At 46.6% G+C, this 20,311-nt stretch carries 22 protein-coding genes; all 22 read left to right on the plus strand.

Features of this window, described 5'->3' with window-relative positions:
* The first annotated feature begins 77 nt into the window (after positions 1–77).
* The 22 genes from ACHZES_RS00145 to ACHZES_RS00250 all read left to right on the plus strand — a co-directional run bounded on the left by ACHZES_RS00145 (position 78) and on the right by ACHZES_RS00250 (position 20,292).
* The gene (locus ACHZES_RS00145) at positions 78–1,595 is read left to right on the plus strand and encodes a sensor histidine kinase (RefSeq protein WP_395547377.1); all 1,518 of its coding nucleotides are present in this window, start codon (positions 78–80) and stop codon (positions 1,593–1,595) included.
* Positions 1,567–2,391: a response regulator gene (locus ACHZES_RS00150; protein WP_154520903.1), complete on the plus strand. Its 825-nt coding sequence runs from the start codon at positions 1,567–1,569 to the stop codon at positions 2,389–2,391. Before ACHZES_RS00145 ends, ACHZES_RS00150 begins: the two co-directional genes overlap by 29 nt.
* Before the next feature lie 180 nt (positions 2,392–2,571).
* Positions 2,572–4,116, plus strand: a complete 1,545-nt coding sequence (locus ACHZES_RS00155) for a sugar ABC transporter ATP-binding protein (RefSeq protein ID WP_038280656.1) — start codon at positions 2,572–2,574, stop codon at positions 4,114–4,116.
* A 2-nt stretch (positions 4,117–4,118) separates the two neighbouring features.
* A complete protein-coding gene (locus ACHZES_RS00160; protein WP_051835155.1) occupies positions 4,119–5,168 on the plus strand; it encodes an ABC transporter permease in 1,050 nt (349 codons plus the stop codon).
* A 28-nt stretch (positions 5,169–5,196) separates the two neighbouring features.
* Positions 5,197–6,273, plus strand: coding sequence for an ABC transporter substrate-binding protein (locus tag ACHZES_RS00165; RefSeq protein ID WP_038280659.1), 1,077 nt, complete (start codon positions 5,197–5,199; stop codon positions 6,271–6,273).
* Positions 6,274–6,339: 66 nt separating this feature from the next.
* Positions 6,340–7,380, plus strand: a complete 1,041-nt coding sequence (locus ACHZES_RS00170) for a TRAP transporter substrate-binding protein (protein WP_154520902.1) — start codon at positions 6,340–6,342, stop codon at positions 7,378–7,380.
* 201 nt (positions 7,381–7,581) lie between these two features.
* Positions 7,582–7,830 (plus strand): PspC domain-containing protein, encoded by a 249-nt coding sequence (locus tag ACHZES_RS00175; RefSeq protein ID WP_038280661.1) that lies wholly within the window; start codon positions 7,582–7,584, stop codon positions 7,828–7,830.
* A 28-nt stretch (positions 7,831–7,858) separates the two neighbouring features.
* The gene (locus ACHZES_RS00180; RefSeq protein ID WP_025233588.1) at positions 7,859–8,179 is read left to right on the plus strand and encodes a PadR family transcriptional regulator; all 321 of its coding nucleotides are present in this window, start codon (positions 7,859–7,861) and stop codon (positions 8,177–8,179) included.
* A complete protein-coding gene (locus ACHZES_RS00185; protein WP_395547376.1) occupies positions 8,176–8,919 on the plus strand; it encodes a DUF1700 domain-containing protein in 744 nt (247 codons plus the stop codon). The genes ACHZES_RS00180 and ACHZES_RS00185 overlap by 4 nt, the downstream gene beginning before the upstream one ends.
* Positions 8,916–9,824: a DUF4097 family beta strand repeat-containing protein gene (locus ACHZES_RS00190; protein WP_154520900.1), complete on the plus strand. Its 909-nt coding sequence runs from the start codon at positions 8,916–8,918 to the stop codon at positions 9,822–9,824. Before ACHZES_RS00185 ends, ACHZES_RS00190 begins: the two co-directional genes overlap by 4 nt.
* A gap of 47 nt (positions 9,825–9,871) precedes the next feature.
* A complete protein-coding gene (locus ACHZES_RS00195) occupies positions 9,872–10,060 on the plus strand; it encodes a PspC domain-containing protein (protein ID WP_025233585.1) in 189 nt (62 codons plus the stop codon).
* A 157-nt stretch (positions 10,061–10,217) separates the two neighbouring features.
* Positions 10,218–10,439 carry a small, acid-soluble spore protein, alpha/beta type gene (locus ACHZES_RS00200; protein ID WP_025233584.1) on the plus strand — a complete coding sequence of 74 codons (222 nt, stop codon included), beginning with the start codon at positions 10,218–10,220 and terminating at the stop codon, positions 10,437–10,439.
* A 246-nt stretch (positions 10,440–10,685) separates the two neighbouring features.
* Positions 10,686–11,879, plus strand: coding sequence for a cobalt-precorrin-5B (C(1))-methyltransferase CbiD (gene cbiD, locus ACHZES_RS00205; protein ID WP_395547375.1), 1,194 nt, complete (start codon positions 10,686–10,688; stop codon positions 11,877–11,879).
* Between the two features lie 3 nt (positions 11,880–11,882).
* Positions 11,883–12,560: a precorrin-2 C(20)-methyltransferase gene (cobI, locus tag ACHZES_RS00210; RefSeq protein WP_395547374.1), complete on the plus strand. Its 678-nt coding sequence runs from the start codon at positions 11,883–11,885 to the stop codon at positions 12,558–12,560.
* Between the two features lie 2 nt (positions 12,561–12,562).
* On the plus strand, positions 12,563–13,327 hold the full coding sequence (gene cobM / locus ACHZES_RS00215; protein ID WP_395547373.1) for a precorrin-4 C(11)-methyltransferase: 765 nt from the start codon (positions 12,563–12,565) through the stop codon (positions 13,325–13,327).
* Positions 13,324–14,421, plus strand: coding sequence for a cobalt-precorrin 5A hydrolase (locus tag ACHZES_RS00220; RefSeq protein ID WP_395547372.1), 1,098 nt, complete (start codon positions 13,324–13,326; stop codon positions 14,419–14,421). The genes cobM and ACHZES_RS00220 overlap by 4 nt, the downstream gene beginning before the upstream one ends.
* Positions 14,418–15,158 (plus strand): precorrin-3B C(17)-methyltransferase, encoded by a 741-nt coding sequence (cobJ, locus tag ACHZES_RS00225; protein ID WP_395547371.1) that lies wholly within the window; start codon positions 14,418–14,420, stop codon positions 15,156–15,158. Before ACHZES_RS00220 ends, cobJ begins: the two co-directional genes overlap by 4 nt.
* The gene (gene cobK / locus ACHZES_RS00230) at positions 15,151–16,584 is read left to right on the plus strand and encodes a precorrin-6A reductase (protein WP_395547370.1); all 1,434 of its coding nucleotides are present in this window, start codon (positions 15,151–15,153) and stop codon (positions 16,582–16,584) included. The genes cobJ and cobK overlap by 8 nt, the downstream gene beginning before the upstream one ends.
* A gap of 58 nt (positions 16,585–16,642) precedes the next feature.
* A complete protein-coding gene (gene cbiT, locus ACHZES_RS00235) occupies positions 16,643–17,215 on the plus strand; it encodes a precorrin-6Y C5,15-methyltransferase (decarboxylating) subunit CbiT (RefSeq protein WP_395547369.1) in 573 nt (190 codons plus the stop codon).
* On the plus strand, positions 17,208–18,638 hold the full coding sequence (locus tag ACHZES_RS00240; protein ID WP_395547368.1) for a cobyrinate a,c-diamide synthase: 1,431 nt from the start codon (positions 17,208–17,210) through the stop codon (positions 18,636–18,638). The genes cbiT and ACHZES_RS00240 overlap by 8 nt, the downstream gene beginning before the upstream one ends.
* The gene (gene cobT / locus ACHZES_RS00245; protein WP_395547367.1) at positions 18,635–19,717 is read left to right on the plus strand and encodes a nicotinate-nucleotide--dimethylbenzimidazole phosphoribosyltransferase; all 1,083 of its coding nucleotides are present in this window, start codon (positions 18,635–18,637) and stop codon (positions 19,715–19,717) included. The genes ACHZES_RS00240 and cobT overlap by 4 nt, the downstream gene beginning before the upstream one ends.
* Positions 19,714–20,292, plus strand: coding sequence for a bifunctional adenosylcobinamide kinase/adenosylcobinamide-phosphate guanylyltransferase (locus ACHZES_RS00250; RefSeq protein ID WP_395547366.1), 579 nt, complete (start codon positions 19,714–19,716; stop codon positions 20,290–20,292). Before cobT ends, ACHZES_RS00250 begins: the two co-directional genes overlap by 4 nt.
* Positions 20,293–20,311: the final 19 nt, after the last annotated feature.

Raw genomic sequence — 20,311 nt, forward strand, 5'->3', positions numbered from 1 at the left:
TTGTTATTGACGGAAGTTCAAGGAAGGGATAAGATTAGTTAGTGCATAAGTGAAAACGAATCGTGGGAGGAAAATAGGTGGGAGATCGATTGCTTGCCCTTTGGTATCAGATGTCGTTGAAGAGGAAACTGTACGTGATCATAGGAAGTGTGGGGATCATTATGGCGGCTTCCATCTTCATCAATCTAAAGGTGGCATATATTTTTATAAACGATGTGAGCATTATCATGGATGACAACCTGGCCTGCTACAAGTTTCAGGAATCTATGGAGAATGAAAGGGGATTGTTTCTCCAGCTGCTGGCAAACAATACTCTGGAAAATAGGGAGGCATACCGTCAGGGGTGTCAGGAGACCAAAGCATTTTTAAACAGCCTGCCCTATGATTATGATAAAATCGGAGAGGAGCGCTATGGGATTACCTGGAACATCATAAACAGTTATGTGACTTACGAAGAACAGCGGGAAAAAGTGGTGGAAATGAGCCAGAATGACCCCAATTACATCAGGGAGCTATATAAAACATATAATATGCAGAAATATCTGGACCTCTACGGGACTCGTCTGACCAAGGTAGTATTAATGGGAGGAAATGATTATTACGAAGTCCAGATTCCTGTACTTAAGCGCATGCCTTACATTTTGGTGGCCATCAGCATCATCGCTTTTTTTGTGCTTATGATCTTACTTCGTTTTATCACGGGCAGCATTGTTAAAACAGTTGTGCAGCTGGCTACCGTCTCAGGTAAGATCGAAAAGAACGACTTTTCGTCTCCTGACGTTCATTGGGATGGAAGGGATGAGATCGGGCAGCTGGTAAGTGCATTCAATAAAATGAAGCATGCCACACGGGACTACATCACAGCGACAGAAGAGAAAAGGCAGATGGAAGAAAAGCTGTACCGGCAGGAGCTGGAGAGGACCGAGCTTGAGAAGCGGTTTTCCATGGCCCAGCTTCAGCTGATCAAAAGTCAGTTAAATCCACACTTTCTCTTTAATACTCTGAATATGATCACCAGGATGGCACAGATGGAAGAGGCACCGGTTACCGAGGAAATGCTGGTGGCCATCAGCAGCCTGCTACGTTACAGCCTCCGGACGTCCAATGCCTTTGAGCCTCTGGAACAGGAGCTAAAGGTGGTGAAGGATTATATGTATATCCAGAAGATGCGTTTTGGAGACCGGATTCAATGGAACATCAACTGCAGCACAGATTTATATCAGCAAGAGGTGCCGGTCTTCATGCTGCAGCCATTGGTGGAAAACGCGGTCATTCACGGCATACAGGAAAAGGAGAACGGTGGAAGCATTGACATACAGATCGAGAAAAGAAAAGGGCTTTTATGGATTTCCGTTGCGGATACGGGGAAAGGGATGGACACGGAAACCCTAGCCGCTATCAGGAATGCCATTGAAACAAAGGGTACTGGGCTTGGTATCGGGCTGGGGAATATATATAGAAGGATTTCTTATTATTACGAATATGGGAAGGTAACCATAGACAGCGGCGAAAACAGAGGCACAGTGGTACAGATAGAATTTGGTCGGAGAAGGGATATGATGGATCATGTATCGGTTAATGATAGCGGAAGATGAGATGATTGAGCGTATTGTACTCAAAAAAATGCTTCTGAAGAAATTTGGAGAGGAATGTCAGGTTTTTGAGGCACAGAACGGTAATGAGGCGATAGAGATTTTTAAAAGGGAAGATATCCAGGTGGTGATCCTGGACATCGGGATGCCGGGAATGAACGGAATCCAGGCAGCGGAAATTATGAGGAAGGAAAAAAAGGATTGCTGTATTATTTTTCTGACGGCTTACGACCGTTTTGACTATGCAAAAAAGGCGATTTCTATCAGGGCTATGGAATATCTGCTGAAGCCTTATTCCCAGAAAGAGGTTTTAAACGTGGTTGAAGAGGCCCTGCGGATTGCCGATAAACAGGAGGACAAGCCGGAGGAAATCAAAAACCATGGAGAAGAGGAAGGTGCCGAAGTTCCGGATGAAGAGGAAAACGCTCATCAGACTTTGGGTGATGAGTCTGATTTCAGCGGCAGCCGTTTGTCTGTTTTGACCGCCATGGTGGAGGAGTATATACGATCCAACTATATGAATGATATTTCCATGAGCGAAACAGCCCGGGCCGTGGGGTATTCAGAGCCTTATTTTTGCAGAATGTTCAAGCTGCAGTTCGGGCAAAGCTTTACCTCTTATCTGTCGGAATACAGAGTCAGGGAAGCGAAAAAGCTTCTGGCCCAGCCCAATGTGATCGTAAAAGAAGTAGGGGTCAGGGTGGGGTACATGGATTCCAATTATTTTACAAAAGTTTTCAAACGCCTGGAAGGAGTGAATCCTTCGGATTACAGAATGTCTATATTAAAAGACCTCTAAAAATTGATTTTAGTGTGAAAAATGCCTGTCATGATGAGATGACAGGCAATTTTTATTTTAACTGAAATGATAAAATTCTACTACGGATGATAAAAAGTTACGATGGAAACTGTCGAAGTCTGCCGTTATAATGAACACACAACACAGAAAGTGTGTACAAAGCAGAGAGGAGGATGGGGCATGGAACAGGAATTGTTTCGAATGGAAGGGATAAGTAAAAGCTTCCCCGGAGTCAAGGCTCTCGATAAGGTAAGTCTGTCAGTTAATAAGGGGGAGGTCCTAGGGCTTGTTGGTGAAAATGGAGCCGGTAAATCCACCCTGATGAAAATTTTATCCGGTGTTCACCGGGCAGATGAAGGTGAAATATTCATTGAAGGAAATAAGGTGGACATTGATTCCGTTGCAAAGGCCCATGAGCTTGGCGTATGCATCATCATGCAGGAGTTGAATATGTGCGGCCATCTTAGTGTGGCAGACAATATATTCATCGGCAGGGCTCATAAAAAAGGAATTTTCATCGATGATGGCAAGATGCATGAGGAAGCGAAAAAGATCCTTGATGATCTGGGTATTGAATTAAATACCTATGCCCATGTGGGAAGCTTAAGCATTGCTCAACAGCAGATGGTGGAAATTGCAAAAGCGATCAGCTTTAATTCGAAAATACTGGTTCTTGATGAGCCGACGGCAACTCTTACGGAAAAAGAGATCGATCAGTTGTTCGGTATCATCCGCCGCTTGAAAGAAAAGGGAGTGGGTATGGTTTATATTTCCCACCGAATGGCAGAACTGAACCAGATCTGTGAACGGGTTACGATTATCAGAGATGGTCAGTACATAGGTACCAGGAATTTAAATGAGATCACGATGGATCAACTGGTGAACATGATCGTTGGTCGTTCATTGGAGGATAAATATCCTAAATATAAGCGTAACATCGGAGAAATTGTTCTTGAGGCCAGGAATGTCCGCAGAGGTACAAAAGTAAATGCGGACTATTTTTATGTAAAAAAAGGAGAAATCCTTGGAATATCAGGACTGGTAGGAGCTGGAAGAACAGAGCTGATGCGCTGCATCTTCGGTGCAGATCAGGCGGATTCCATGGAGCTTACGCTGGAAGGAAAACCAATCAAAGTCAACTCTGTGATCCAGGCCATTAAGCATGGCATTGGATATGCCACGGAAGACCGGAAGAGGGATGGTCTTGCTCTGGGCCTTGATATCAAATATAACACGAACATGGCCCATCTTCAAAACATTACCCGCTTTGGATTTATCAATGACAAGGAAGGGCTTAAGAATGCGGAAAAATATGTGGAGCTTCTGCGCACGAAAACCCCAAGCGTGCATCAGCTTTGCGGGAATCTTTCCGGAGGCAATCAGCAAAAGGTAGTTTTAGCCAAATGGCTGTGCAATGATGTAAAGGTGCTGATTGTTGACGAGCCAACCAGAGGAATCGATGTAGGAGCCAAGTATGAGGTGTATGAGCTGTTTAACAAGCTGAGCGCCCAGGGAGTGTCTATCATTATGATTTCTTCTGAATTGCCGGAGATTCTTGGTATGAGTGACCGGATTCTGGTTATCCATCAGGGAGAAATCAACGGTGAATTAGATGCAAAGACCGCGACTCAGGAAGATATCCTGTATCTTGCGGCAGGTTATAACAAACTAGAAGGAAAACCGGCGCCCGTGTTATCAGGCGGCGGCAATAGAAAGGGAGAGTAAGGATGGGAAACTTAAAAGCAAAGGTGCAGGAAAAGAAGGGCGGTTCGTTTAACAAGCTAAACGCAGCCACACGGCGGGCAATCTACTCATTGTGCATCCTGGTCGGACTGTTTGTGCTGTTTTCGATTCTTCAGCCTGCTAAATTTTTAGCCCCGGCCAATTTACAGAACCTTCTGCAGCAGATCGTTACATATACCATCATCGGCTGTGGTCTGACCTTCTGTCTGGTCTGCGGCGGAAACGATTTATCTGCCGGCGCTTCTATGGCATTGTCAGGAATTATTATGGTATCACTTCTGATGCAGGGACTGCCTCTTGTGGTATGCATCGCACTTTGCCTGATCATGGGTATCATGACAGGTATTATGAATGGCTTTTTTATTGAAATTTTAGGCGTTGTGCCTTTTGTTGCGACTTTGGCAACCCAGTGGGTATACCGAGGCATGGCAAACGTGCTGGTAAACGGTGCGCCCCTGTATACAACAAACATTCCTTCTAAGGAAATCCAGAAACAGTTTTACGTTCTGGGCGGCGGAAGGATCGGAGGAGATGGACTTCCTTACAGCGTTATCATCACTTTGGTGTATGCTGTGATTTTAGGGATTGTTCTTGCAAAAATGCGGATCGGCCGTCAGATTTATGCCTGTGGTTCCAACTTAGAGGCGGCGAAACTTTCCGGTATTAATGCAGTAAAAACCCGTATGTTTGCATATTGTATTTCCGGCTTGTCCGCAGCAATCTGCGGTATCCTGGTTGCTTCCCGCCTTTCCAGTGCACAGCCTACGGCAGGTAACGGATATGAGATGGAAGCCATTGCAGCGTCCGTTCTGGGAGGAATCTCCATCCTGGGCGGAGAAGGAACGATTCTTAATACAGTGATCGGAGCCTTGATGATGGGAGTAATCCGGAACGGACTGAACTTAAATGGTGTCAATTCGTTCTGGCAGCAGATGATCGTAGGTATTATCCTGTTGATCGCCGTAGCATCCCAGACAGCGAAAAAAAGCGGAGACTTAGGGGCAATCAAGCGGTTTTTTGGCTTGAGAAAATAAAAACAATCAACTCAGGAGGAAAAGAAGAATGAGAAAAGTAACGGCAGTTTTGTTGGCAGCGGCTATGGCAGTTGCCGGTCTGACCGGCTGTGGAAGCCAGTCAAGCAGCACGCCTGCAACCACCGCAGCGGCAGAATCCAGCAAAGGGGCGGACACCGATAAGGCAGAGTCAAAAGACTCAGCTAAGGGTGATACAGCAAAAGAGAAAACCATTTACGTAATTGTAAAGGTTCTGGGAAATCAGTACTGGAGCGTGCTTCAGGCTGGAGCAGAACAGGCTGGCAAGGAACTGGGCTGTAACGTAGTCGTAGTAGGAACCGCTCTGGAGTCAGATATCGAAGGCCAGCTTACCCTGCTGCAGAATGCAGTATCCGCACAAGCAGATGGAATCGTTATTGCACCTTTAGACAGTGTATCTCTTGACGCACCGATAACAGAAGCGTATAATTCAGGTATACCGGTTGTTCTGGTAGATACAGTAATCAAGAGCGAGAACTACAGCGCAGCTCTTTTAACCAACAACGTGGAAGCAGGAAAGGTTGCTGCTGAGGAAATGCTCCGCAGACTGAAAGACAAGGGAGTTTCTGAAACAGAAGATGCTCAGATCGCCATTCAGGTAGGTTCTACCGGATCTCAGACCATCAATGACCGCGTAAAGGGCTTTAATGAGTACTGGCAGGAAAATGCTCCTGAAAAATGGCAGGTATTAAACAACGATATTAAGGTAAACGATGGAGATATCAGCAAGGCAGTAGGTTTCTGTCAGGACTTTATCACCACATATCCAAACTTAAAGGCAGTGTTTGGTCCTAACAACGGATCTACCGTAGGATTTGTAACTGGTCTTACTGAAACTGGACGCACCGACATTTCCATGGTAGGATTTGATTTCTCAGCAGAAATTGAAACTATGATTCGCAGCGGCGAATATGATGTTTCTTCCGTGGTACAGCGCCAGTATTATATGGGATATGACGGCGTAAAAACTGCTCTTGAGATGTCCGATGGAAACACTGTAAGAGAAAAGACAATCGATACAGGTGTAATCCTGGTAACTAATGATAATGTGGATGATCCTGAGGTGCAGAGTATCATCAATCCATAATCAAAAAATAATATAAATATCAAACGCTTCCTCTGTGCCCAGGGGAGGCGTTTTGGGGGTAAAGGAATGGACAAACGGATTGCCAAATGGGCGGCTTTGATTTTTTTTGCAATGGCTGCAGCATGCATTTTTTTCATTCTCCTGAAATCAGGAAATCTGGGGAAAGGCTTTTTTCTAAGGGGACGGAAGGAAGCGCCGGAATATGTGTTTTCTTATGCGGATAACCAGCCGGAGGATTATCCAACAGTACAGGGAGCAAGGAAATTTGCGGAGCTGGTGCAGGAAAAAACGTCCGGAAGGATCAAGATCAATGTGTTTGCCGGCGGTGAAATGGGGAGTGAAAATGAAGTGGTGGAACAGCTTCAATACGGCGGCATTGATTTTGCCCGGGCTTCGGTCATGATATTAGCCGAAATAAAACCGAAGTTTAATGTCCTTCAGCTTCCTTATTTATATAGAGATGAAAAACATATGTGGAAGGTTCTTGACGGAGAGATCGGAGAGGAATTTAAGGATGAACTGGGGGAAAGCGGTTTGGTAGCCCTTTCCTGGTATGATGCAGGTGCCAGGCATTTTTACAATTCTTCCCATCCCATAAAATGCGTAGAGGATTTGAAAAAAATGCGCATTCGCGTTGCCAATTCTGATATGATGTCGGCAATGGTGGAGGCGCTTGGAGCCAGGGCGGTGCCAATGGCTTATTCCGAAGTATATGCAGCTCTGGAGACCAGCAGCATCGATGGTGCGGAAAACAACTGGCCATCCTATGAATCCATGGGTCATTATGAAGTGGCAAAATACATCACTCTGGATGCACACACCCGGATTCCCGAGATGCAGCTTGCCTCCCAGGCCACATGGGAAAAGCTGAGTGATTCGGACAGGGAGATCATTACGGCCTGCGCAGAAGAGTCCGCCAGGTATGAAAGACAGCTATGGGAGATTCGTGAACAGAAGGTCAGGGAACAGCTGATTAAGGCCGGCTGTATCGTCACGGAACTAAGCCCCACGGAACAGGTGCGCTTTCGGGCGGCCGTCATGACGGTTTATCAAATGTTCTGCAGCAAATATATTGATGTAGTAAACCGGATCGCCCAGATACGGTGATGAATGAATTTTAACGGATGCTTTCAATGGAAATAACTTGAAGCATCTGTTTTTTTATTTCTTATGGGAGTAGAATAAAAATTTCAATAGGTGTTGACAAGTAATATTATATGGCATATAATATTATTATACGACGTATAATATAGATAAAAAAATAATATTATATATCAGTTCAAATAGAAGAAAGGAAGGTGGGCAATCGTGGAACCAAAACGTTTGTACCGGTCTGTAAAGAACAGAGTCCTTTGCGGTGTATGCGGTGGTATTGGAGAATATTTTCAGGTAGATCCTGTTATGATCAGGTTGATATGGGTTCTTCTGATGTTTCTTCAGTCATGGCGCCATTTGTTCCGTTCGTTCATGGGATTTTCTCTGGTGGGAGGAAGCCTGGTACTTTACATCATCGCTGCGGTTATCATACCCCAGGCGCCAAAGGATGAAACAAGATAGTGGCAAAAATTAGGATAGGAGTGGGCACATGGTTTTTAACACAGGAGCAGCATTATTGGACGCCATTGTCCTTGCAATAGTGTCGAGGGATCAGGAGGGTACCTATGGTTATAAAATCACACAGGATGTGAGGAATGTCATTGAGATTTCAGAATCAACCCTTTATCCGGTACTCCGAAGATTGCAGAAGGAAGAGTGTCTGGAGGTTTATGATCTGGCATTTGACGGAAGAAACCGAAGATATTATAAGATTACGGAAAAAGGAAGGGTTCAATTGAATCTCTATAAAGGTGAGTGGGTAGGCTACTCCCAGAAAATATCCCGGATTTTTGAGGAGGCACATATATGAGCAGGGATGAGTTTATGAGAGAGCTGGAATATCTGCTGTCGGATATTCCAGATGATGAAAAGGCGGATGCCATCGAATATTACAGGGATTATCTGGAAGAAGCGGGGCCGGAAAATGAGGAAAAGGTAATCGGTGAGTTTGTAAGCCCTGAGCGGATCGCAGCGATTATCCGCTCGGATATTTCCGGGAATTTGGATGACGGTGGAGAATTTACGGAGACTGGCTATCGGGATGAACGGTTTAAAGATCCAAATTACCAGATGGCAAAGCGATATGATCTTCCGGAGGTATCCGAAGAACCTCAATACAGTTACGAAGATCAGGAGAAAAAACATAACAGGCGAAGAAGAGGCATGGATGGAAATCGTACCGTGAAAACTGTTTTATGGATCATTTTAATTATTGCGGCTTCGCCTATCCTTATGGGAATCGGAGGAGGTATTGTAGGCTTGTTAGGAGGTGTTTTGGGATGCCTTGTGGCAGCGGTTATTGGAGTCGGTGCGCTGACCTTTGCCCTTTTGGCGGCCGGGGTCGGTATGGTTTTGGGCAGTGTTGTCTCCATGGTGATTCATCCCTTAAGCGGAGCCCTGCTTTTAGGGTTGGGAATCCTGTTTCTTGGTATAGGAATGATCGCCCTGGCTCTCTGCGGTGCATTTTATGGGACCTTTCTTCCATTTCTTTTCAGAAGCTTTGTGAACGTCCTTAGCAGGTTATTTCATGGAAGGAGAAGCCGCTTATGAAAAGATTTATAAAGATATGTTTAATTGCAGGAAGTGTCTGCGCCCTGATTGGCGGGGGAATTTCAGCCGTAGCGGCTGTGTTGGGAGGAAATCTACGGGAAATCGTACCGCAAAGAGCTCTTGAGTGGAGAAGGGAAATTTCAGGCGTCACCCTGGATGGTTTCTGGGATGAGGTAAATTTTGAGAATTTTGATCTTACTATTCCAGAGGTTTTTAATATAGGAGAAAAAGGGCAGGAAATATTTTCTTCTTCGAAAGTTAAAAAAATGGATATAGTAATACGTACAGGAAACGTGGTTTTTGTGGAAGATCCCCAGGGTAATGAGGTTAAGATTTTCTGCAACAGGGACCAATCCTGTTATACTCTGTACGCAGAAAATGGCGATTTGGAGCTTCAGGAATATGATGGCTGGAAAAGAAAGGATGGCCCGGAGCTGCTTTTTACGGTCCAGGTGCCAAAGAATTACCGATTTTCTGAAGTTGACTTGCAATCAGTACATTCAAGCCGTTTTTCAGGAAATGAGGATTCCGGCCCGGCTATGATGTCTCAGGCTCTTTCTGCAGATGAACTGACAATTGAAACAAAGGCCGGCGCCATAAAAATCAATGGCGGCAGCGTGGGAAATCTTCATGTGAAAAGCAGTGCAGGCGCTGTAGATTTTTCCGGAAGAACGACCGGAGACATTGAGGCAGAATGCCAGGTCGGTGCCATAAGGCTTGAACTTGCCGGGAAAAAGGAAGATTACAATTACGATATCCAGTGCAAGATGGGAGCCATAAAGATCGGTGATGAAGGAAATGCGGCCCTAAAGGGAAAGAAACAGACGGATAACGGGGCTGGAAAAGATATGGATTTAGAATGCACGACTGGAGCGATCCAGGTGGATTTTATGAATGAATTATAATATAATTATAGTATTTATAGGTCAAAAAGCAGAAAGGAGATAAACAAATGGAAGATAATCAGAAGAAACTATACCGTTCCGATACAGACAAAATGCTTTGTGGGGTATGCGGCGGAATTGCAGAATATTTTAACGTGGATTCTACCCTCATCCGGCTTTTGTGGGCAGTGCTGGCCTGCACAGGCACAGGAATTGTGGCCTATTTTATTGCGGCCATCATTATCCCCAGAAGATAAAAGGGCTTTGTAAAAGCCGGAGACGAAAAAAGCAGGCTGCTGCGGACCAGAGTTCCGCCACGGCCTGCTTTTTTTAAAATACTGGAAAAAATTTACGTTTAATTCTTCTGGTAGGGGGCATACTCTCTTTAGATTTAAGAAAAGGAGATTTGAAACTATGTCAAAGGGAAAGAAAAACGAACCATTTGATCCTCGTAATATGAAGCCAGAGGAAATACTTAAATTTGAAATTGCTACAGAGCTTGGCCTTGGTGATAAGGTGATAGAGAGCGGCTGGCGCAGTCTGAGTGCAAAGGAAAGCGGCCGGATCGGAGGCCTGATTACAAAAAGAAAAAGAGAAATGAAAAACGAAGCTCTGTTAAAGGGTGAAGAAGTATAAAAAATACCCTGCGAGTATCCCTTGATGTCCGTAAAGCATGGGCAGAAGAAGAAAACTGAGGAATTTTCTTGCACCGTAAGGGAATATATTTTATAATGGACCTCAAAGAGGAAATATCCTGCGGGTATCCCTTTACGTCCGGTAAAGCGGGACAGGCTCTGCGCAGAAAGCATTGGCGGGAAAGAGGAGATACGTTTCGGATATTCCGTGATGCCTGGAAAGAATGGGCAGGAAAGATGCAGGACGATGGAAAAACAGGAATTAAGAAGCGGATTCACGACTGGAACCTGTGCCGCTGTTGCCTCCAAGGCAGCGGCGGTCATGCTGTTAACCGGGTGTGAATTACAGCACATGAAACTTATGACGCCAAAAGGAAGGTCGGCTGATCTTCCTCTTTTTCATGTTGTCTTAAGCCAGGAAAAGGCGGTATGCGCTGTAATAAAGGATGCAGGGGATGACCCGGATGTAACGCATCAGGCCATGGTGTTTGCAAGCGTTACATATACTGATGTTAAAGAAGAGGGGGAGGCCGCAGGAATTTATCGCAGAGAAGGAGAGGATGGGAAAGCCCCTCTTTTTCTCACTGCAGGAGAAGGGATCGGTTGGGTGACAAAACCGGGACTATCCTGTCCCGTGGGCATGCCGGCCATTAATCCTGTTCCCCGTGACATGATATTCCAAGGAGTGGAGGACGCCAGAAGGGAAGCGGGCTTTGATAGTTCCTTAACAATCACCGTCTGGATGCCGGAAGGAAAAAAACTGGCGGAAAAAACCTTTAATTCCAGGCTGGGAATTGTAGGCGGGCTTTCCATACTTGGAACAACAGGAATTGTAAAGCCCATGAGTGAAGAGGCGCTGATTGCTACCATACGGCTGGAATTACATATGAAGGCAGTGGCTGGAATGAAGCGGGTGATCCTTGTTCCGGGAAATTATGGAGAAGCGTTTATACAGGAAACACTTGGCCTTGACCTAAAAAATGGGGTGATCTGCAGCAATTTTATCGGGGAAGCTTTACAATCGGCTGGCGAGGAGGGATTTCACCAGATCCTGTTTGCAGGACATATTGGGAAGCTTATTAAGACTGCAGGAGGTGTGCCCAATACCCATTCCAAATATGGGGACCGCCGTATGGAAATATTGTGGGACTGTACTGCCCCTTTCTCAGAGGGCAGGGACGGATTAAAAGATGAGATTATGGCAGCCAATACCATGGAGGAGGCTGCGGGAATCCTGAAAAGCTTTGGGATTTTAGAGCCTGTTATGGAAGAGGCTGTGGACAGGATCCAGAGATACATGTCTCTCTGGTCCGGGGGGAGAACGGTGGAAGTGGTGACATTTTCCACGATGTACGGTATACTGGGAATGAGCCGGGGAGCAAAGGAACTTATCGGGTTGCTTTCCGGGGAAGCACCAGGACGGAACGAACAGGAGGAATAAACGATGGCTGGAATCATGTACGGGATCGGCGTAGGGCCGGGAGATCCGGAGCTTATGACATTAAAGGCGGTTAAACGGATCAGGGAATTAAAGGTCATTGCCATTCCCCATAAAAATAAAGAACAGTGTACGGCATATCAGATCGCCAGGCAGGCAGTGCCGGAAATAGAAGAAAAGGAATGCCTTCATCTGCACATGCCCATGACAAAAGATAAAAATATACTTAAGGAAAGCCATGATCAGGCAGCCAGGACGGTAATGGAGTATTTAGACAGGGGCGTGGATGTGGGATTTATTACCCTTGGGGATGTAAGCATTTATTCCACCTTCAACTATCTGATGGAACGGCTATGGACAGAAGGGTATGATACCCGCTTAGAAAGCGGAATTCCATCCTTTTGCGCCGCGGCGGCAAGGCTTGGAATCTCTCTTGTATCAGGCGCAGAGGAGCTTCATATCATACCGGCCTCTTACCAGGTGAGGGATGCCTTAAAGCTTCCTGGTGTAAAGGTGCTTATGAAGGCCGGCAGACAGATGGAAGCGGTAAAAAGAGAACTGAAAGACTGTGGAGCCAGCGCTATGATGGTAGAAAACTGCGGAATGCCGGATGAACGGATCTATGGATCCCTGGATGAGATTCCGGAAGATGCCGGCTATTATTCTTTGATGATTGTGAGGTAATTATGGTACATATCGTAGGAGCAGGTCCGGGAGCGCCGGACTTAATTACAGTGAGAGGCAAGGAGTTGCTTGAGAGGGCGGATGTGATCATTTACGCAGGCTCTTTGGTAAACCCAGCCCTTTTGGATTACAGAAAGGCCCAGTGTCAGGTCTATGACAGTGCCAAAATGACCCTTGAGGAAGTGATTGCGGTTATGGCGGAGGCGGAGCTTAAAGGAAAGATGACGGTAAGGCTCCATACCGGTGATCCCTGTATTTATGGAGCAATCAGAGAGCAGATGGATGAACTGGAGGTAAGAGGGATTCCTTATGACGTATGTCCGGGTGTCAGCTCTTTTTGCGGTGCGGCTTCAGCCCTTAAAATGGAATATACCCTTCCTCAAGTAACCCAAAGTGTGATCATTACCCGTATGGCAGGAAGGACACCGGTGCCGGATCGTGAATCCATCGCTTCCTTTGCGGCACATGGCGCAACTATGGTCATCTTTTTAAGTACCGGTATGCTGGATAAGCTGTCGGAGGAGTTGATAAAAGGCGGTTATCTTCCGAATACTCCTGCCGCGATTGTCTATAAGGCAACCTGGGAGGACGAGAAGACCATAAACTGTACGGTGGAAAGTTTAGGTGCTAGTGCCAGACGGGAAAATATAAAGAAGACAGCCCTGATTCTTGTGGGCAATGTGGTGGCTCAGAACGGCTACGAACGTTCTAAGCTTTATGATCCGGTTTTTAGTACGGAATACCGGAAGGGAACGGGGGAAGAATGATGAAGCTCTCGATCATCTGCTTTACGCAAGCAGGAGCCAGGCTTAGTGTAAAACTTATAAAGGAATTATTAAAAGCAGGGCAGCCTTGTGAAGCTTATGGGTCGGAAGGGCTTATTAAGTCCTGCCCTGACGGGGATCTCATGATCCCTGTTTCTACTTCCCTGTCGGAATGGACAAAGGAGCAGTTTTTGCAGAAGGAAGGCATCGTGTTTGTTGGTGCAACCGGCATTGCAGTCCGGGCTATTGCACCCTTTTTAAAGAGTAAGGCAGAAGACCCGGCCGTGGTGGTTATGGATGATATGGGAAGATTTTCCATCTCCCTTTTATCCGGACATTTAGGAGGAGCCAATGAACTGGCAGAACAGCTGGCGGGTATGGCAGGCGGTCAGGCTGTTATTACCACTGCCACGGACATTCATGGCAGCTTTGCGGTAGACTTATTTGCTAAAAAGCAGGGGCTGGTCATTACTGAATTAAAAAAGGTAAAAATGATATCTTCCGCCATTCTTAAAGGAGAAAGTGTAGGATTTCACTGTGATTTTCCGGTTTCAGGAAAGCTTCCTTCCGGACTTATCCCGGGAGAGGCCTGCAATGCAAATCTTTGGATCACCATAAAGGAGAATCCAAAAGAGGAGCCGCTTAAGGCATCCTTAAAGCTGGTTCCAAGGCTTTTGGTTCTTGGAGTCGGATGCAGAAAAGGGGTACCTGCCAAAACCATAGAAAAGGTTCTTGACCGGTTTTTCAAGGAATGGAACTTATCCCCGGAAGCGCTGACTGCATGTGCCAGCATCGATTTAAAGAAGGAAGAAGAGGGAATCTGCCGGTTCGCTGCTTCTAAAGGAATCCCGTTTTATACGTATCCGGCCAAAGTGCTTGAGGAAACAGAAGGGGAATTTTCTTCCTCTTCCTTTGTTAAGAAAGTCACCGGAGTTGATAATGTATGCGAGCGGGCAGCTCTTACCTGCGTAAAGGAATTAGGAGGCGGGAAGCTGCTGGTAAAAAAACAGGCGGCAGACGGGGTGACGGCAGCTGTGGCTGTCCGGGATTGGAAGGTGCAACTAGATTCGCTTGACTCATTAGGAGGTAACATATGACAAAATCAGGAAAACTTTACGTGGTAGGAATCGGTCCAGGTTCCTATGAGGATATGACCATAAGGGCCATCAAGGCACTGGAAGAGAGTGAGGTCATTGTAGGGTATACTGTATACATAGATTTGATCAAGGAGCATTTTCCGGATAAGGAGATGCTTACCACGCCGATGCGCAAAGAACAGGAGCGTTGCCTGCTGGCAATAGAGGAAGCAAAAAAGGGAAAAACCGCAGCCATGGTGTGCAGCGGAGATTCAGGTGTTTACGGCATGAGCGGATTGATCCTTGAGATGGCCCGGTCAGAAGAAGACATTGAGATCCAGATCATACCAGGAGTAACTGCGGCCTTAAGCGGAGGTGCCGTGTTAGGCGCTCCTTTGGGCCATGATTTTGCGGTAATCAGCTTAAGTGATCTGCTCACTCCCATGGAATTAATTGAAGACAGGCTTAGGGCTTCCGCCCAGGCAGACATGGTCATCTGTCTTTATAATCCGTCCAGTAAAAAGAGGGCCGATTATTTGAAACGTGCCTGTGAAATCGTAATGGAATACAAAAATCAGTCAACCATCTGTGGCCTTGTAAAAAATATTGGCAGGGAAGAGGAAGTAATGGCGGTCATGACTCTGGAAGAACTAAGAGATACCCAGACAGATATGTTTACTACCGTTTATATCGGAAATTCCATGACAAAAATGATCAATGGCAGGATGGTAACACCACGAGGATATAAAAATGTGTAGAGTTTTGATTTTCGGAGGCACCACGGAGGGCCGGATTCTGGCGGAGTACTGCCATGAAAAGAAGATAAATGCATGGGTAAGTGTGGCAACCGGTTATGGAAGGTCCGTACTTATGGAAAGTCAGTACCTCCACATTCATGAGAACCCCATGGCCGCCCATGAGATGGAAGGTTTTATAAGGCAAAACGGCATCACTCTTGTGCTCGATGCTACTCACCCCTATGCCACTCTGGCAAGCGAAAATATACGCTCCGCCTGCAATCAGACAGGTACTGCCTGCAAAAGGATTGTAAGGGAATCTTCCGAAAATCTAAAGCCGGGAGATCTAGGGGAAGGAAAGGTCCTGTGGGTCAGTGACTTAGAGGAAGCAATTTTTGCCTTGCAGAAAATTCCTGGAAATATTCTTGTCACAACAGGCAGCAAAGAGCTTTCCGCTTTTACCAAAGTGGACTCCTGGGAAGAACGGATTTTTGCCAGAGTCCTTCCTGGACTGTCTGTAATCTCTGCCTGTGAACAGATGGGGATTAAGGGGAAACATTTGATTGCCATGCAAGGCCCTTTTACAGCCGAGATGAACCGGGCTATGATAAGACAGTATGACATTAGCTGCCTTGTGACAAAAGAGGCCGGACATGCGGGAGGCTTTCCGGAAAAGATGGAGGCAGCGGCGGAATGCGGAATAACGGCAGTTGTCATCGGACGCCCTGGAAAAGAAGATGGAATGACTGTCAGGGAAGCAAAGGAACTTTTAGCTCAGGCAATGCCGGAGCTTCAGATCCGGACTGAGAAGAAAAAAGTATCTCTGATCGGAACCGGTATGGGCGGAGAGGATCAGATGACCGTAAAGGCATGGAAGGAATTGCAGCAATGCGATGTGATCTTCGGTGCAGAACGGATGCTCTCCGGTATTACTTCTACAATCTCCCGTGCCGTTAAAGTGCCCTTTTATACAAGTAGGGATATCCTGCCTTGGCTAGATGCCCATGAGGAGTTTACCAGAATCGGAATCCTGTATTCCGGTGATACAGGCTTTTACAGCGGGACCAAAAAGATGGCGGAGGCATTGGCCAAGGAACCATATTGCCAAAGATATGATACGGTGGTTTTTCCGGGAATATCATCGGTTTCTTACTTGTGCTCCCGGCTGAAAACGGACTGGGAGGATGTGCGTCTTGTGAGCCTTCACGGCCGGACCTGTGACGTGATTAAGGAATTAACCCTTAATCCCAGGGTATTTGTCCTGTTAGATGGAATTAATACGGTGAAAAGCTTGTGTCATATTCTTAAAGAGCAAGGATATCATAAAGCCAGGCTTTCCGTAGGGGAGAGACTTTCCTATCCAGATGAGCGGATAACCGTTGGAACCCCGGAGGAGATTAAAGAGCAGGATTTTGATATGCTGTCTGTTGTATTAATAGAGAGGTAAAATTGAAAGAATCACTGGATATGCAGACATATCCGCTTGATACATTAGGAGGCAATTTATGAGAGATGAACTGTTTATCCGGGGTGATGTGCCCATGACGAAAAGTGAGGTCAGGGCTGTTTCCATATCAAAGCTGGAACTGGAACCGGATTCCGTCCTGTATGATATAGGGGCAGGAACCGGCTCCGTATCCATAGAAGCGTCCAGGTATCTCACAGAGGGCCGGGTTTATGCAATTGAAAAGAAAGCGGAAGCCATAGATCTTATAAAGGCTAATAAAGAAAGATTTGGAGTAAGCAGACTGGAAATCGTTGAAGGGGCTGCTCCCGAGGCATTAACAGCTCTTGAACCCCCTACCCACGTGTTCATCGGAGGAACCTCAGGCACCATGGATAAAGTGCTTTCCCTGGTTTTAAAGAAGAATCCGGGGGTCAGGATCGTAATCAACGCAATAGCTTTGGAGTCCCTTGCAGAAATCCTTTCCTGGCTGAAACGGCATTCCGTCACAGCAGAAATTGTGCAGGTTTCAATATCCAGAGGAAGAGAAGCGGGGGACTATCATCTGATGATGGGACAGAATCCGGTTTATGTGGTTTCCTTTGGCGGGGAAGGGAGGAACGGCCTTGATTAATTCCTATCCCAGGCTGATGCTTGCAGCCCCTAAAAGCGGCAGCGGAAAGACCATGATGACCTGTGGTCTTTTAAATGCGTTTCTGTTAAGGAAGCTGTCCTGCAGGTCCTTTAAATGCGGCCCGGATTATATTGATCCTATGTTTCATAAATATGTGCTTGGCATTGACGGTGGAAATCTGGATACATATTTTCTGGATAAAGAGAAAGTCAGAGAACAGTTTTTAGACCAGGCAAGGGGTGCCGGAATTTCCGTCATTGAAGGAGTTATGGGGTATTACGACGGGGTGGGAGGAGACACCACCCAGGCAAGCTCCTATGAGGTGGCATGCGCTCTGGATGCACCGGTAGTCCTGGTTTTAGACTGCAAAGGAGCCAGCCTGTCCCTGGCCGCAGTGGTGAAAGGTTTCCTGGAATATAAGGAAAACAGCAACATAAAAGGTGTAATCTTAAACCGGACATCTTCTGTCATGGCAGAACGGCTGAAACCGGCCATCGAAGAACTGGGAGTGCATGTTTACGGATATCTGCCGGAATGTGAGGAAGGGGCTTTGGACAGCCGCCACTTAGGACTGATTCTGCCAGGAGAACAAAAGGGTCTGAAAGATCAGCTTAATCAGCTGGCTATGAAGTTAGAAACCACCATAGATATCAATGGACTGATAAAGCTGGCCCAGGAGGCCAAACCTCTGCCGTCTCATAAAGGCGGATTAAAAAGTCAGGTTTCCCAGACAGATCAAGGAGAAGAAGTGCTTATAGGAATGGCACTGGATGAGGCGTTCTGCTTTTATTATCAGGAGAATTTAAGGCTCTTAAAAGAGATGGGGGCAAAACTCATACCTTTTAGTCCGATCCACGATAAGAAGCTGCCTCCGGAGATTAACGGTCTTTTGCTTGGCGGCGGATATCCGGAGCTTTATTGTCCGGAACTTTCGGAGAATGAATCCATGCTCCGGGACATAAGGCAGCTATCAGAACGCGGCCTTCCCATTGTGGCTGAGTGCGGGGGATTTTTGTATCTCCATGAGCTGCTGGAAACAAAGGACCATAAAACATATTCCATGGCCGGTATTATAAAAGGAAAGGCATTCCCAACAGAACGATTGTTAAGGTTTGGTTATTTTGAGGCATTTCCCAATGCAGATACCCAATTTTTAAAAGTGGGTGAGTCCATTCGTGGGCATGAATTCCATTATTGGGACAGCACGAATAACGGAGCCAGCATGGAAGCAAAGAAACCAGGCGGGAGAAAAAGCTGGGGCTGCGTTCATGGAGAAGGAAATTTACTGGCTGGCTTTCCACATTTTTATTATCCTTCCAATCCTGCACTGCCAAAGCGCTTTGTGGAGGCCTGCAAAGGATTAAAGGACAGGGAAAAGGAAACAATGGAACAATCTTTGACAAGGAAAGGTTTCAAACAATGAATAATGAATTAAGCACATATCTTTCACAGATCCGGCCTCCCAGCGTTTCCACCATGGAAATCGCCCGTAAACGGTGGTCGCAGGTAGCAAAGCCGCTTAACAGCTTAGGAGTTCTGGAAGATGACATTATAAAGATTGCAGGAATCATAGAAACATCAAAGGTGGATATGGAGAAACGGGCCCTTGTCATCCTATGTGCAGACAATGGGATCGTGGAGGAAGGAGTCACACAAACCGGCAGGGAAGTGACCGCCCTTGTGGCTGAGAACATGACAAATGGAAACAGCAGTGTCTGCATCATGGCAGACCGGGCAGGAGTGGATGTGTTTCCTGTGGATATCGGGGTTGCCAGGGATTTGATTCCCGGCACCCGCCACCCACTTCTTTGCAGGAAAATCGCTTACGGAACAAAGAACTTCCGGAAAGAGCCTGCCATGAAGCGGGAGGAGGCAATCAGGTCCATAGAAACCGGCATCAAACTGGTGGGGGAGTTAGCGGAAAAAGGTTATCAGCTCATCGCCACTGGAGAAATGGGCATCGGAAATACCACTACCAGCAGCGTGGTCGCTTCCATGCTTCTTAAAAAAGCACCGGAAGCGCTGACCGGAAGAGGGGCAGGATTAAATGACGAGGGCTTAAAAAGGAAGCTTGAAGTGATAAAAGAGGCAGTGGTACAATATAGCCCGGCATGCCAGGATGTGGTGGATATTCTTGCATGCGTGGGTGGATTTGATTTAGCAGGGCTTACCGGCGTGTTTTTAGGCGGTGCTATTTACCGGATCCCGGTGCTGGTGGATGGATTTATTTCCGCTGTTGCCGCACTTTCGGCTGATCGCATGTATCCTGGCTGCCGGAACTTTATGCTGGCTTCTCATGTTTCGGCGGAACCTGCAGGCAGGCTGCTCCTTGAAGAACTGGGTCTTAAGCCCCTCATACAGGCAGGTATGTGCCTGGGAGAGGGGACCGGAGCTGTGGCAGCAATCCCCCTTCTCCTTATGGCGGCAGACGTTTATGGGTCAATGAGTTCCTTTGAAGATATTCAGATCGAGGCATATAAGCCTATGGGAGGCGAATCATGATCACTCTGGTGATAGGCGGAAGCGGAAGCGGAAAATCAGAATATGCGGAAAGTCTGGTCATGAGCCTGGGACAGGGGAGGCGGATTTACATTGCCACCATGAAACCATGGGATGAGGAATGCAGACGCAGGATTGAACGCCACAGGCAGATGAGGGCAAAAAAGCAGTTTGAGACCGTAGAATGTTACCGGGATCTAAACGGGCTTAAGCTGGACATCAGCAGGAAAAAGCCATCGGCAGTTCTTTTGGAATGCATGTCCAATCTGGTATCCAATGAGCTCTTCGGACTGGGAGAAGAGGGGGAAGCACCGCCCATGAGAGGTGCTTTGGTGGTGGAAGAGATCCTGACAGGGATCAGGAAAATAGAGGAAGAAGCCGAACATTTTATCATCGTGACCAATGAGGTTTTTTCCGATGGGGACAGTTACGGCCAGGAGACCATGACTTACAGGAAGGTTCTAGGGGAGATCAACCGGAGAATCGCGGAAATTTCCCACACGGTGATTGAGGTAGTTGCAGGAATCCCGGTCGTGGTGAAAAAGGGAACGGAACTTCATGTGATATGCAGGCTGTAAACGGTGATTGCATCATAAA

Source organism: Lacrimispora sanguinis (genome assembly GCF_044987295.1).
GTDB classification, from domain to species: domain Bacteria; phylum Bacillota; class Clostridia; order Lachnospirales; family Lachnospiraceae; genus Lacrimispora; species Lacrimispora celerecrescens_B.